The 12,779-nt window shown below is 68.2% G+C and carries 11 protein-coding genes; 5 read left to right on the forward strand and 6 right to left on the reverse strand.

The features are described from left to right. Position 1 precedes the first annotated feature (1 nt). The 3 genes from ACUTR7_RS27665 to ACUTR7_RS27675 form a co-directional block, all read right to left on the reverse strand. Positions 2-964, reverse strand: coding sequence for an MlaD family protein (locus ACUTR7_RS27665; RefSeq protein ID WP_013800229.1), 963 nt, complete (start codon positions 962-964; stop codon positions 2-4). 199 nt (positions 965-1,163) lie between these two features. Beyond that, complete coding sequence (locus tag ACUTR7_RS27670) at positions 1,164-1,967, reverse strand: ABC transporter ATP-binding protein (protein ID WP_016448536.1); 804 nt, start codon at positions 1,965-1,967, stop codon at positions 1,164-1,166. Next, the gene (locus ACUTR7_RS27675) at positions 1,967-3,097 is read right to left on the reverse strand and encodes an MlaE family ABC transporter permease (RefSeq protein WP_192368705.1); all 1,131 of its coding nucleotides are present in this window, start codon (positions 3,095-3,097) and stop codon (positions 1,967-1,969) included. The genes ACUTR7_RS27670 and ACUTR7_RS27675 overlap by 1 nt, the downstream gene beginning before the upstream one ends. Before the next feature lie 321 nt (positions 3,098-3,418). Between ACUTR7_RS27675 and ACUTR7_RS27680 the strand changes: the two genes are divergently transcribed. The 5 genes from ACUTR7_RS27680 (at position 3,419) to ACUTR7_RS27700 (ending at position 8,919) form a co-directional block, all read left to right on the forward strand. After that, the gene (locus ACUTR7_RS27680) at positions 3,419-5,164 is read left to right on the forward strand and encodes a GMC family oxidoreductase (protein ID WP_216294565.1); all 1,746 of its coding nucleotides are present in this window, start codon (positions 3,419-3,421) and stop codon (positions 5,162-5,164) included. A gap of 371 nt (positions 5,165-5,535) precedes the next feature. Next, positions 5,536-6,294, forward strand: coding sequence for a sulfite exporter TauE/SafE family protein (locus ACUTR7_RS27685; protein ID WP_013800226.1), 759 nt, complete (start codon positions 5,536-5,538; stop codon positions 6,292-6,294). 251 nt (positions 6,295-6,545) lie between these two features. Continuing rightward, positions 6,546-7,316 carry an ABC transporter substrate-binding protein gene (locus ACUTR7_RS27690; RefSeq protein WP_013800225.1) on the forward strand — a complete coding sequence of 257 codons (771 nt, stop codon included), beginning with the start codon at positions 6,546-6,548 and terminating at the stop codon, positions 7,314-7,316. Positions 7,317-7,381: 65 nt separating this feature from the next. Continuing rightward, positions 7,382-8,164, forward strand: coding sequence for an amino acid ABC transporter permease (locus ACUTR7_RS27695; RefSeq protein WP_012202298.1), 783 nt, complete (start codon positions 7,382-7,384; stop codon positions 8,162-8,164). Beyond that, positions 8,161-8,919, forward strand: coding sequence for an amino acid ABC transporter ATP-binding protein (locus tag ACUTR7_RS27700; RefSeq protein ID WP_012202297.1), 759 nt, complete (start codon positions 8,161-8,163; stop codon positions 8,917-8,919). Before ACUTR7_RS27695 ends, ACUTR7_RS27700 begins: the two co-directional genes overlap by 4 nt. A gap of 68 nt (positions 8,920-8,987) precedes the next feature. On the opposite strand, the gene mrdA is transcribed toward ACUTR7_RS27700, so the two are convergent. The 3 genes from mrdA to mreC are packed head-to-tail and all read right to left on the reverse strand — an operon-like array spanning position 8,988 to position 12,635. Then, complete coding sequence (gene mrdA / locus ACUTR7_RS27705) at positions 8,988-11,033, reverse strand: penicillin-binding protein 2 (RefSeq protein WP_197944500.1); 2,046 nt, start codon at positions 11,031-11,033, stop codon at positions 8,988-8,990. A gap of 13 nt (positions 11,034-11,046) precedes the next feature. Next, on the reverse strand, positions 11,047-11,565 hold the full coding sequence (gene mreD / locus ACUTR7_RS27710) for a rod shape-determining protein MreD (protein ID WP_013800223.1): 519 nt from the start codon (positions 11,563-11,565) through the stop codon (positions 11,047-11,049). After that, positions 11,562-12,635 carry a rod shape-determining protein MreC gene (mreC, locus tag ACUTR7_RS27715; protein WP_043821860.1) on the reverse strand — a complete coding sequence of 358 codons (1,074 nt, stop codon included), beginning with the start codon at positions 12,633-12,635 and terminating at the stop codon, positions 11,562-11,564. The genes mreD and mreC overlap by 4 nt, the downstream gene beginning before the upstream one ends. Positions 12,636-12,779: the final 144 nt, after the last annotated feature.

Consider the following 12,779-nt stretch of genomic DNA (forward strand, 5'->3'; position numbering starts at 1 on the left):
GTCAGGGCTGGGTGGCTGCGGACGGGGCGACGAAACCGGGCTCGCCCGGCCCCGGGCGGGCCTGGCCCGGCCCGTAGATCACGGCCTGCGGGTTGTCGCTGAAGCGGCTGGCCGCCGTGCCCATCTGGCGCGCGGCGCGCGAGACATCGTCGGCCGCGCGGTTGGCGTGCGGCACCGTGCTGCGGCCCAGCGAATCGGCCATGCGGGTCAGTGCGCGCGTGCTCTGGGCGATCTGCTCCAGCGGCCCGTCCTGCGCGTTCACGCGGCGCACGGTCTGCTGCAGTTCGGAGGCCACGGCAGAGGCGCCGTTGCTGGCCTTCTCCAGCGACTGCAGGGTGTTGTGGGCATCGGCGGCGAGTTGCGGCACCTGGGTGGACAGCGTGCGGTCCAGGTTCTGCGTGAGCTGCTGCACGCCTGCGGCAGCGGCCGCAATGTTCTCCAGCGCCTGGCTCACGCGCTTTTGGTTGTCGGTGTCCAGCATGTCGCTGAGGCGGCGCGAGATCTCATCGGCGCGCTCCAGCAGCACTTGCCCCTGGTCGGCCAGCATGCTCAGCGGCGACGAGCGCAGCGGCAGGCGCGGCAGCCCGCTGGGGCCCGGGGGCAGCTGGGGCTGCGGCTGGTCCGCATCATCGAGCTGCACATGGGCCAGGCCCGTGACGCCCTGGTAGCCCAGCACGGCGAACGTGGTGGGCGTGATGGGCGTGTTCACACCGATGGCGATGCGGATCAGCACATTGCCATTGGTCTGCGGATCGAACCCGATCCGCGTGACCTTGCCCACCGCCACGCCCTTGTAGCGCACGGCCGCCTGGGCCTGCAGCCCGCTGATGCCGTCCTTGGTGGACAGCTCGTACTCGTTGTACTGCCGCGTATCCCGCGTCAGCCAGATCGCCAGCCCCGCCAGCAGGGCCGCCACAACCAGCACGAAAATGCCGGCCGCCATGGCATGTGATTTGTTTTCCATATCAATGGTCCATAACGTTAGCCCAGCAAACAAGGCATGGGGCCGCGGCCCCCAGTCAATCCACAACTCAGGGCGAGGCCTTCAAAACCGGCGCACCCCAAGGCAAGGAACACCGAGCAAGGGCCGCCCCGCCGCGAGGGTGTCGTCCCCCCCCGCAAAGCGAGAGGGGGGAAGGCGCGAAGCGACTCAGGGGGGCTTCTCATACCGTGCTCATCGCGCGCCTGCCGCGCTCCCCCTGGAAGAAATGCTCGATGAACGGATGCTTGAACTCGGCCACTTCGCGCGGCGGGCCGCTGACCAGCACCTTCTTCTCGGCCAGCACGGCCACGCGCGAGGACAGGGCGAACAGCGTGTCCAGGTCGTGCGTGACCATGATGACGGTCAGGCCCAGCTCGGCACGCAGCTCGCGCAGCAGTTCGCAGAATTCGTCGGAGCTGGTGGGGTCCAGGCCGGCCGTGGGCTCGTCCAGCAGCAGCAGGGGCGGGTCCATGATCAGCGCCCGCGCCAGCGCCACGCGCTTGATCATGCCGCCCGAGAGATCGGCCGGCATGCGCGAGGCATGCTCGGGCTTGAGGCCCACCATCTGCAGCTTGACCAGGGCCGCGTCGCGCACCAGTTCGTCGGGCAGCGTGCCCTGCTCGCGCAGCGCGAAGGCCACGTTGTCCAGCACGCTGAAGGCCGAGTACAGCGCCCCATGCTGGAACAGCATGCCCACGCGGCTGGCGGCGCCCTCGCGGCCCATTTCGCTGGCCGGGCGGCCCAGCACTTCGACACGGCCCTTGGTGGGCTCCAGCAGCCCCAGCATCTGGCGCAGCAGCACGGTCTTGCCCGTGCCCGAGCCGCCGACGATGGACAGCATCTCGCCGCGCTGCACATCCAGGTCCAGGTCCTGGTGCACGGCAAAGGCGTTCTCGCCTTCGCCGAACACGCTCCACAGCCCGGCGATGCGCACGATGGGCTCGTCGGCTGCGGGCGTGGAGGAGGTTTCGGTGTCCATGGCCATCAGATTCCGACATCTTTGAAAAGGATTGCGAAGATCGCATCCACCACGATGACCATGGTGATGGCCGTCACCACCGAGGCCGTCGTGCCCTTGCCCAGGCTCTGCGTATTGGGCTCCACGCGCAGGCCCCAGTGGCAGCCGATCAGGGCGATGAGGGCGCCGAAGACCACGGATTTGCCCATGGCGATCCAGAGGTTGCCGATCTTCACGGCGGCAGGCAGCGCCTCGGCAAAGTAGGCGCCCGTGACGCCCATGGTGAGGTCGGCCGCGAGCATGCCGCCGGCCAGCGCGGCCAGCGTGGTCCACAGCGAGACCAGGGGCATGGCGATGGCCAGCGCCAGCGCGCGCGGCAGCACCAGGCGAAAGCCGTGCGGTATGCCCATGACCTGCATGGCATCCAATTCCTCGGTCACGCGCATGACGCCGATCTGGGCGGTGATGGCCGAGCCCGTGCGGCCCGCCACCAAAATGGCCGCCAGCAGCGGACCCAGCTCGCGGATCAGCGAGATGCCCAGGATGTTGACGATGAAGGATTCAGCCCCGAACTGGCGCAGTTGCAGCGCCATCAGGTAGGCCAGCACCACGCCGATCAGAAAGCCCACCAGGGCCGTGATGGGCAGGGCCGTGGCGCCCATGGAGTAAAGATGGCCGGAGATGTCGCGCCAGGGGCCCCGGTGCGGAGCACGCGCAAAGCGCAGCAGGTCGATCAGCAACTGGCCGATGAGCCGCGTCATCTGCGCGAAATGGCCGCAGGCGTTGATCACCAGGCACCCCAGGCTGTCGATGCGCTCCAGCAGGTTCAGGCGCGGGGGCGGCGGCGCAGGCTCCTTGGAGAAACGGCCCACGCGTTCGAGCATGGCGCGCTGCGCATCGCTGGCCGCCAGGCGCGCGGGCAGGCGACGGCCCCAGTGGTTCCACAGCAGCTGTGCGCCCACGTGGTCCAGCCAGTCCAGCCCTTCGAGGTTCCAGCCCAGGTCATCGCCCTTGGCATCGGCCAGCTGCGCACGCAGCCTGCGCCATTGCGCCCGCCGGCCCAGCTCGGCCGCGCCCCAGGAGCCGGTCAGCAACGCCCACTGGCCGTCGTTGTCGCGGCGCAGGCTGCATTGGGGGGGATTGTTGAGGGCAGACAAGTGCGGAAAGTCCTTGGGGGTTGCGAAGGCGGGGCGCGCAGGCAGGGCCGGGCGGCATTGCAGCCAAGACCGCAGGATAACCGAGCGGCACGGGCCGCAGATTGCCTGGCGGCGCCGTGCGCACGACAGCTTTGCCCTACGCGTGCAATTTTTATCAAAAAACCAGCGCGACAGCCATGACTGCTGCATGCGATGCTGCGAAAAAAGGAGTCCAGCGCGCTTTCCCTCTCGACAGTGCGCATGCCGTCCGCACAATGGGCCGAAGCACCAACCCCGGCTCCCAAGGACGTTCCGGCCCGCAGCGGACGCCCGCCCATCTCCATGAGCAACACCACCTTCGACTACATCGTCATCGGCGCCGGCACGGCGGGCGCCCTCCTGGCCAATCGGCTTTCGCGCGATGGCCGCAGCCGCGTGCTGCTGATCGAGGCGGGCGCCAAGGATGACTACCACTGGATCCACATCCCCGTGGGCTACCTGTACTGCATCGGCAATCCGCGCACCGACTGGCTCTACCAGACCGAGCCCGACGCAGGGCTCAACGGCCGCAGCCTGCGCTATCCGCGCGGCAAGACACTGGGCGGCTGCTCCAGCATCAACGGCATGATCTACATGCGCGGCCAGGCCCGCGACTACGACGGCTGGGCCGAGCTGACCGGGGACAACGCCTGGCGCTGGGACCAGGTGCTGCCGGCCTTCCGCCAGCATGAAAGCCATTGGCGGCTCGATGCCGGCGGCAATGCCGATGCGGGCTTTCGTGCCCTGCACGGCGGCACGGGCACAGGCGGCAGCGCTGAATGGCGCGTGGAGCGGCAGCGCCTGCGCTGGGACATCCTGGACGCCTTTGCCGAAGCCGCGCAGCAGGCCGGCATTCCGGCCACCGAGGACTTCAACGGCGGCAGCAACGAGGGGGTGGGCTACTTCGAGGTCAACCAAAAGGGCGGCCTGCGCTGGAACACCGCCAAGGCCTTCCTGCGGCCCACCTGCTATGGCCGCCCCAACTTCGAGCTGTGGACCCATGCCCAGGTCAGCCAGCTGCTGTTTGAACAGCTGCCCGCCGGCGGCCTGCGCTGCAGCGGCGCCCAGGTCTGGACCGGCTCGGAAATGGTCAACGTGCAGGCAAGCCAGGAGGTGCTGCTGTGCGCGGGCGCCGTCAACTCCCCGCAGATCCTGCAGCTGTCGGGCATCGGCCCGGGCGCGCTGCTGCAGAACCACGGCATTGCCGTGCGCCACGACCTGCCCGGCGTGGGCGAGAACCTGCAGGACCATCTGCAGATCCGCTCGGTCTACAAGATCAAGGGCGCGCGCACGCTGAACACCATGGCCAATTCGCTGTGGGGCAAGGCCGGCATCGGCCTGGAATACCTGCTGCGCCGCAGCGGGCCGATGAGCATGGCGCCCTCCCAGCTGGGGGCCTTCACGCGCAGCAGCCCGCAGCAGGAGCACCCCAATATCCAGTACCACGTGCAGCCGCTGTCGCTGGACGCCTTCGGTGAGCCGCTGCACGGTTTTCCGGCCTTCACGGCCAGCGTCTGCAACCTCAATCCCACGAGCCGGGGCACGGTGCGCATCCACAGCGGGGACTTCCGCCAGGCGCCGGCCATTGCGCCGCACTACCTGTCCACACCCGAGGACCGGCAGGTGGCCGCCGACAGCCTGCGCGTGACGCGCCGCATCGTCGGCCAGAGCGCACTGGCGCGCTTCGCCCCCGAGGAATGGAAGCCCGGCGTGCAGTACCAGAGCGACGAGGATCTGGCGCGCCTGGCCGGCGACATCGCCACCACCATCTTCCACCCCGTGGGCACGACGAAGATGGGCCGCGCCGACGACCCCATGGCCGTGCTGGACAGCCGCCTGCGCGTGCGCGGCGTACAGGGGCTGCGCGTGATCGATGCAGGCGCCATGCCGCGCATCACCAGCGGCAACACCAACAGCCCGACGCTGATGATGGCGGAGAAGGCCGCCGGCTGGATTCTTGCGGACCGACAGGGACAGGCAGGGATAACGACAGCGACAGCGACAGCGACAGCGGCACCAGCCGCCGCAGCGGTGGCGATGGCCACCTGAGGGGCGCCAAGCCCGGGCGGACCAGGGTTGTTGTGGGCAGAAACAGATCGATGAGGAACGAATGGTCGCCCTGGCGTCAAAGCCGCGGCACCCGGTGTTCACGGCCCTTTGCTGGTGCAATCCCGCACTTTTGCGGTAACTGCGGGAAATCCCCGATGCACCACCCAGGTGCGACCATTAAAGTCCACCCACTCTCGCGGCACCACAGTGCTGCACAAGAGGGGCCGAGGAGACAACTCGTACACAACCAGATCAACATTCATAAATAGCATCTCAAGATGCATTTCCCAGAGCGCCGGCAAGTCCGGCGCTTTTTTTATGCCTGCGGCCAGCCTGCTGCGGCACCTGGGCGGTGCGACAATCGCCGCCCTATGGAATGGATCATCGTCTCGCTGGCCTCGATGCTGGCCGGCTTCGTGGACGCCATCGTGGGCGGCGGGGGCCTCATCTTGCTGCCCGCGCTGTTCGCCACCTTCCCCACCGCACCGCCCGCCACGCTGCTGGGCACCAACAAGAGCGCCTCGGTCTGGGGCACGGCCATGTCCACCTGGCAGTACGGCCGCAAGGTGCAGTTGCCCTGGCGCGCGATGATGCCGGCGGCCTGCGTGGGCATGGCGGGCTCCTTTGCGGGCGCCTGGGCCGTCACGCAGATCTCCCCCGATTTCCTGCGCCGGCTGCTGCCGCTGGTGCTGCTGGGCGTGCTGGTCTACACGCTGGCGCGCAAGGACATGGGCCGCCACCACACGCCGCACTATTCGGGCCGCGCCGAGACGCTGATCGCCTGCGCCATCGGCCTGGTGATTGGCTTCTACGACGGTTTCTTCGGCCCCGGCACGGGCAGCTTCTTCGTGTTCCTGTTCGTGCGGCTGATGGGCTATGACTTCCTGAACGCGTCGGCCTCGGCCAAGCTGCTGAACATGGCCACCAACCTGGCTGCGCTGGCGCTGTTCGCGCTCAAGGGCCATATCTGGTGGCACCTGGCCGTGCCCATGGCGGTGGCCAATGTGCTGGGCGCCATGCTGGGCACGCACATGGCCCTGCGCCATGGAACGGGCTTTGTGCGCGGCATTTTCATCGGCGTGGTGAGCCTGCTGATCCTCAAGACCGGCTACGACGCCTTCATCGCCTGAGCACGGGCCAGCGGCGTTCGCAACACCTGCCATCGGCGTTGGCGACGGCAACCTTCTATAATTGCCGACTTTTCGCCTTGAGCTGCGGCGGCTGGTGCATGTCGCACCCCTGCCAGCGGCCGTACCCGACCAGCCGACCAGCCGCAAAAAACCGGCCCCGCCGTCCATGGCCCATGCACTGATGCGTGCCTTGGCGCTTTCTTCATGCTGCGGCGCCGGGGTCAGGTCTTGAGCGACAGCCCAGGAGTTCCATGAAACGCTTTACCGTCATCGCCGCCGCCGCGCTGGCCCTGTGGACCGCCGCCGGCGTTCAGGCCCGCCCCTTCGACGCCATCCAGAAGGAAGGCACGCTGCGCCTGGCCACCGAGGGCTACTACGCGCCCTTCGCCCATTTCGAGGGCAAGCAGCTGACCGGCTTCGAAGTCGAGCTGGCCCAGATGATGGCCGCCAAGATGGGCGTGAAGTACGAGTGGAAGACCATCAGCTTCGACGCCCTGCTCACCGGCCTGCAGCAGGACCGCTGGGATCTGGTGATTTCCTCGCACGGCATCACGCCCGAGCGCGAGAAGGCCGTGACCTTCACCCAGCCCCACTACTGCTCTGGCGCCATCGTGATGTCGCTGGACCCGGCCATCCGCTCGGCCAAGGACCTGGCGGGCAAGACGGTGTCGGTGCAGACCGGCACCACCTATATGCAGTACATGGAGAAGAACCTGCCCGGCATCAAGCGCCTGGTCAACTTCCCCACCAACGAGGCCGCCCGCAATGCGCTGCTGTCCAAGCGCGTGGATGCCTGGGTGACCGAACGCTTCATTGCCAAGGAACTGCAGCAGAAGAACCCCAATGCCCAGCTCAAGCAGGGCGAGTTGCTGCTGGTCGAGCGCATTGCGGCCGCCGTGGCCAAGGACAACAAGTCGCTGGCCGATGCCTGGAACAAGGCCTTCAAGGAAGCCCTGGCCGACGGCAGCTACGCCAAGCTGTCGCAGAAATACTTCCACGAAGACATCCGCTGCCCTGACTGAGGCCCCGGGCAGATCTGCCCGACCGGCGCCCACTTGCAGGGCGCCTTTTTGTTTCTAGCCCACCTATGCTTACCGTCCTCTGGCCCGCCCACTGGAGCCGCTCGCAGCGCAGCAACGCCACCCTGGTCACGGCCCTGCTGCTGATGGTGCTCGTGGTTTCGCTGCTGGGGCAACTGCTGTCCCTGCTGCCCGAGCCCATAGGCTCCAATGCCGACACCTTCGCCGAAGGCGCGCGCACCACGCTGTACCTGACGCTGGTCAGCGGCGCCGCCGGCCTGGTGCTGGGCATCGCCGCCGCGCTGGCGCGCACCTCGCGCACGGCCGCCCTGCGCTGGGCCGCGGGCTTCTACGTCTGGGCGATCCGCGGCACGCCGCTGCTGGTGCAGATCCTGTTCATCTACTTCGCGCTGCCGGTGCTGATCCCGGGCCTGAACCTGCCCGACTTCGCAGCCGCCTGCATTGCACTGGCGCTGAACGTGGGCGCCTACAACGCCGAAGCCGTGCGCGCCGGCCTGCAGGCCGTGCCGCGCGGCCAGGCCGAGGCCGCACGCGCCCTGGGCCTGCCGCGCATCTGCGTCTTCATGGACGTGGTGTTCCCGCAGGCCTTCAAGATCTCGCTGCCGCCGCTGGTGAGCAACTTCGTGGCCCTGCTCAAGGATTCGTCGCTGGCGTACGCCATCGGCGTGGTGGAGCTGACCAATGTGGGCAACCGCATCCAGTCGGCCACCTTCCAGCCCGTGGAGACCCTGGTCACCGTGGGCGTGACCTACCTGGTGCTGACCACGCTGGTGACCCAGGTCACGGCTGCCGTGGAGTACCGCTTCGACGTGGAGGGCCGCCACAAATGAGCGCCGACAAGCTGGCACGGGGCATGCCCTACATCGTGGCCGAGAAGGTCACCAAGTCCTTCGGCAGCCACCAGGTGCTCAAGGGCGTTTCCACGCAGTTCTGCACGGGCGAGGTGACGGTGATCATCGGCGCCTCGGGCTCGGGCAAGTCCACGCTGCTGCGCGCCATCAACCGGCTGGAGCCGCACGACGGCGGGCGCATCACCATCGATGGCGTCGAAGTCACCGACAACGAAGCCACGCTGCAAAAGCAGCGCTGCGAAGTGGGCATGGTGTTCCAGCAGTTCAACCTGTTCGGCCACATGACGGTGCTGGACAACGTGACCCTGGCGCCGCGCCGCATCCACAAAACGCCGCGCGCCCAGGCCAATGCCAAGGCCATGGCCCTGCTGGAGCGCGTGGGCATGCAGGCCCATGCCCACAAGTACCCGTGGCAGTTGTCGGGCGGCCAACAGCAGCGCGTGGCCATTGCCCGCGCCCTGGCCATGGAGCCGCAGGTGATGCTGTTCGACGAGCCCACCAGCGCGCTGGACCCGGAGATGGTGCAGGAAGTGCTGGACGTGATGCGCGAGCTGGCACGCGGCGGCATGACCATGATCGTGGTCACCCACGAAATGGGCTTCGCCCGCGAGGTCGCCGACCGCGTGATGTTCTTCGACCAGGGCTGCATCGCCCACGAGGCGCCACCGGCCGAGTTCTTCGGCAACCCGGCCAGCGAGCGGATCGCGGCGTTCATCGGGCGCATGGGGCATTGAGGCCTGGGCCTGCGCACGCAGGCTGCTCAAGAAAACACAGAGCCGGCAATGCCGGCTCTTTTGCTTTCTCAATCCTCCAGTTCGCCAGCAGACGGCGGCGGCAGCGCGGCAGCGCGGTTGGATGCCACGGGCGCCGATGCCTCGGGCGGCTCGTAGCGCGGCAGGCCGGGCAGGTTCACGGTTTCTGCGTCCAGCGTGATTTCGGAGACGCGGCGCGGGGCGCCTATGGGCACGCCGGCCTGGCCCTTGCGCATGGCGGCCATGTCCTCCAGGCTGGGGTAGCGGCCCAGCAGCCAGTAGTCGAACACGCGGCGTGCCAGCGGCGCGGCAGCGGCGGCGCCGAAGCCTGCGTTCTCCACGATGACGGCGACGGCAATGGTGGGGTTGTCGGCCGGCGCATAGGCGATGTACAGCGAGTGGTCGCGCTGGAACTCGGACAGGCGCGAGGCGTTGTACTTCTCGTTCTGGCGCACGCCCACGGCCTGGGCCGTGCCGGTCTTGCCGGTGGAGGTGTAGGGCGCGTTGCCGAAGATGCCGCGCGAGGTGCCCTCCACCGTCACGGCGGCCACGGCGGCGCGCACGGCTTCCACGTTCTCGGGCTTGTAGCCCATGCTGGTGCCGGGGTCCTTGTTGATGGCCGAGAACTGCTGCGTCACGGCATCGACACGGCCCACGGCCAGGTGGGGCCGGTGCTTGACGCCCTTGGCCGCCAGCGTGGACATGGCGTTGGCCAGCTGCAGGATGGTGAAGTTGTTGTAGCCCTGGCCGATGCCCAGCGAGATGGTCTCGCCCGCGTACCACTTCTTCTGCTCGGGCCGCTTGTAGGTGTTGCGCTTCCACTCGGTGCTGGGCAGCACGCCGCGCGCCTCGCCGCGCACGTCGATGCCGGTGATCTGGCCGAAGCCCAGCGGCTTCATGTAGTCGTGGATCATGTCCACGCCCATGTCGTTGGCCAGCATGTAGTAGTACACGTTGGACGACTTGATGATGGAGCGGCGCAGATTGGTCGGCCCGTTGGGGTGGCCCGAGCGGAAGGTGTGGCCACCGAAGGTCCAGCTGCCGTTGTCCATGATGGTGGTGTCGGGGCGGCGCTTGCCCGACTCCAGCGCGGCAATCGCCATGAAGGGCTTGTAGGTGGAGCCCGGTGGATAGGTGCCCCGCAGCGCGCGGTTGAGCAGCGGGCGGTTGATGGATTCGTTGAGCGCGGACCAGCTTTCCTGGTCGATGCCATCGACGAAGAGATTCAGGTCGAAGGTCGGGCGGCTGACCATGGCCAGCAGCTCGCCGCTGCGCGGATCGATGGCCACCAGGGCGCCACGGCGGTCGCCGTACAGCTCCTCCACCATGCGCTGCAGCTTGATGTCCAGCGACAGCACCAGGCTGTCGCCGGGCGTGGCGGGGCGGCTGCCGAGCTTGCGCACGGCATGGCCACCGGCCGAGGTTTCCATCTCTTCCCAGCCGGTCTGGCCGTGCAGGTCGGTTTCGTAGCTCTGCTCCACGCCCAGCTTGCCGATGACGTCGGTGCCCCGGTAGTTGGCGGCGTCGTCGGAGTCTTCCAGCGCCTCTTTCTCGCGCTGGTTGATGCGGCCGATGTAGCCGATGACGTGGCTGGCCGTGTCCTGCATGGGGTAGGTGCGGAACAGCCGCGCCTTGATGTCCACGCCCGGGAAGCGGTAGCGCTGCGCGGCGAAGCGCGCGACCTCGTCATCGGTCAGGCGCGTGCGGATGGGCAGGGAGTCGAAGCTGCGGGAATCATCCACCAGGCGCTTGAACTTGCGCCGGTCGCGCGGCGTGATCTCGACGATCTCAGCCAGGCCGTCGATGGTCTCTTCAAGGTTGCCCGCGCGCGAGGGCATGATCTCCAGCGTATAGGCCGAGTAGTTGGTGGCCAGCACCACGCCGTTGCGGTCCAGGATCTGGCCCCGGTTGGGCACGATGGGCACCACGGCCGTGCGATTGCTTTCGGCGCGCTCGGCCAGCTCCTCATGGCGCTGCACCTGCAGCACCAGCAGCCGCGCCACCACCAGCCCGAAGGCCAGCAGCACCACCACGCTCATCACCCATGCGCGCAGCCTGAATCGCTGCAGCTCGGCTTCTGTATTGCGGATTTCCATCACGCGTCAAGCCTCACAGGGGACGGTTCTCGTCACTGTCCGGCGGGCGGCGCTGCGGCGCCAGCAGCAGGCCGCTGACCAGGGGCCACAGCAGGGCCTCGATCAAGGGAGCCACCACCACCAGCGGGCCGGGCACGATGCCGCCGGCCACCATGCGCAGCAGCACCTGCAGGCCGTGCACGACGGCGAACAGGGGCAGCAGGTGCAGCGCCTGCACGGGCGTGGAGAACCAGGACAGGCGCCGGCCCATGGCGCCGGCCGCGAACACCAGCAGCGCATAGGCCAGCGCATGCTGGCCCAGCAGGGAGGAGCGGTCCACATCCATGCACAGGCCCAGCAAAAAGGCCACGCCCATGCCCACGCGCTGGGGCTGGTTCAGCGCCCAGAAGGCCAGCAGCACCATCAGCAGGTCGGGCTGCCAGGCCTGGCGGCCCAGCGGCAGCATGTTGAGTGCCAGCGCCGCCAGCAGGCTGACGACGATGAACAGGGGGTTGACCGGCAGCAGCAGCTGCTGGCCGCGCGGCATGATCATGCAGGCTCCTTCCTGGCGGAGGCGGGTGCGGCGGGAGCAGCGGGTGCGGCAGGCGTGGCCGGTGCATCTGTCTTGCCGGCCTTGCCGCCGTCCTTGGAGGCTTCCTTGCCCTTGCCGTCCTTGGCCTTGTCTTTTTCCTTGCCCTTGTCTTTTTCCTTGCCCTTGCCGGCGCGCAGGGGTTCTGCGGCGCCTTCCGCCTCGGGATGGGTGGCGCGGTCCAGCGGCTTGAGCACCACCACGTGGCGCACGCCCTGCACGCGGCCCACGGGCTCGCAGTAGATGCGCGAGAAGGCCGAGTCGGCGCGGCGCTCCACCGAGACAACCTTGGCCACGGGCAGGCCCGGCGGGTACAGGCCATCGACGCCGCTGGTGGTCAGCAGGTCGCCTTCCTGGACATCGGCATTGCTGGGCATGAAGCGCAGCTCGATGCCGCCGGTGCGCAGCGGCGACGGATCGCCATAGGCCACGCTGCGCGCGCCGGTGCGCGGGTTGAAGACGGGAATGGCCTGGTCGCGGTCGATGAGCAGTGTGACCTCGGCACGCAGCGGATACACGCGCGTGACCTGGCCGACCACGCCCTTTTCATCGAGCACGGGCGAGCCCTGGTCGATGCCATCCACCTGGCCGCGGTCGATGACCACGCGGCGCGTATAGAGGTCGGGGCTGTCGTAGACCACCTCGGCAGCGGTGCCGGGCGTGGTGAGGCGATCGCGCAGCTGCAGCAGCTCGCGCAGGTGGTCGTTTTCCTGGATCAGCTCGTCGGCCAGCGATGCACGCTGGGCCATGGCCACCAGTTCCTTGCGCGCGGCCTGTTCGCGGGCCTGGGCATCGTCCAGCGAGCCCAGGTAGCGGCTGGCGTCGTGCACGGCCTGCACCGGTTTGAGCATCACCCATTGCACGGGGTACAGCACGGTGGCCACGGCCACGCGCACGGGATCGGTGATCCTGAAACGCGCATCAGCCACCATCAGAAACAGCGCCAGGGCGCTGTACAGGGCCAGTTGCGAGACCCGCGAGGGCCGCCGCTTGAACAGCGAGGGCGCCGAGTGGTCCAGGGTATTGGGGTTCATGCGGCCCTCCCGCGTGGCAGGGCCTGCCCTGCCGCACTTGCTGCAGCCTGGAAAGCACGGGCCGGTCCCGGTGCGAAGGAAGGCAGGGCAAGCATGCAGGTCACCACGGAAGGGGGAGAAAAGTCGTTGCAGTCAGACGGCTGC

This window comes from Delftia sp. NA_296.1, assembly GCF_052692095.1.

Excerpts from the sequence above, each read along its gene's own strand:
- ACUTR7_RS27665 (WP_013800229.1), bottom strand. The coding sequence starts at position 964 with ATGGAAAACAAATCACATGCCATGGCGGCCGGCATTTTCGTGCTGGTT.
- ACUTR7_RS27670 (WP_016448536.1), bottom strand. The coding sequence starts at position 1,967 with ATGGCCATGGACACCGAAACCTCCTCCACGCCCGCAGCCGACGAGCCC.
- ACUTR7_RS27680 (WP_216294565.1), top strand. The coding sequence starts at position 3,419 with ATGAGCAACACCACCTTCGACTACATCGTCATCGGCGCCGGCACGGCG.
- ACUTR7_RS27685 (WP_013800226.1), top strand. The coding sequence starts at position 5,536 with ATGGAATGGATCATCGTCTCGCTGGCCTCGATGCTGGCCGGCTTCGTG.
- ACUTR7_RS27690 (WP_013800225.1), top strand. The coding sequence starts at position 6,546 with ATGAAACGCTTTACCGTCATCGCCGCCGCCGCGCTGGCCCTGTGGACC.
- ACUTR7_RS27695 (WP_012202298.1), top strand. The coding sequence starts at position 7,382 with ATGCTTACCGTCCTCTGGCCCGCCCACTGGAGCCGCTCGCAGCGCAGC.
- ACUTR7_RS27700 (WP_012202297.1), top strand. The coding sequence starts at position 8,161 with ATGAGCGCCGACAAGCTGGCACGGGGCATGCCCTACATCGTGGCCGAG.
- mrdA (WP_197944500.1), bottom strand. The coding sequence starts at position 11,033 with ATGGAAATCCGCAATACAGAAGCCGAGCTGCAGCGATTCAGGCTGCGC.
- mreD (WP_013800223.1), bottom strand. The coding sequence starts at position 11,565 with ATGATCATGCCGCGCGGCCAGCAGCTGCTGCTGCCGGTCAACCCCCTG.
- mreC (WP_043821860.1), bottom strand. The coding sequence starts at position 12,635 with ATGAACCCCAATACCCTGGACCACTCGGCGCCCTCGCTGTTCAAGCGG.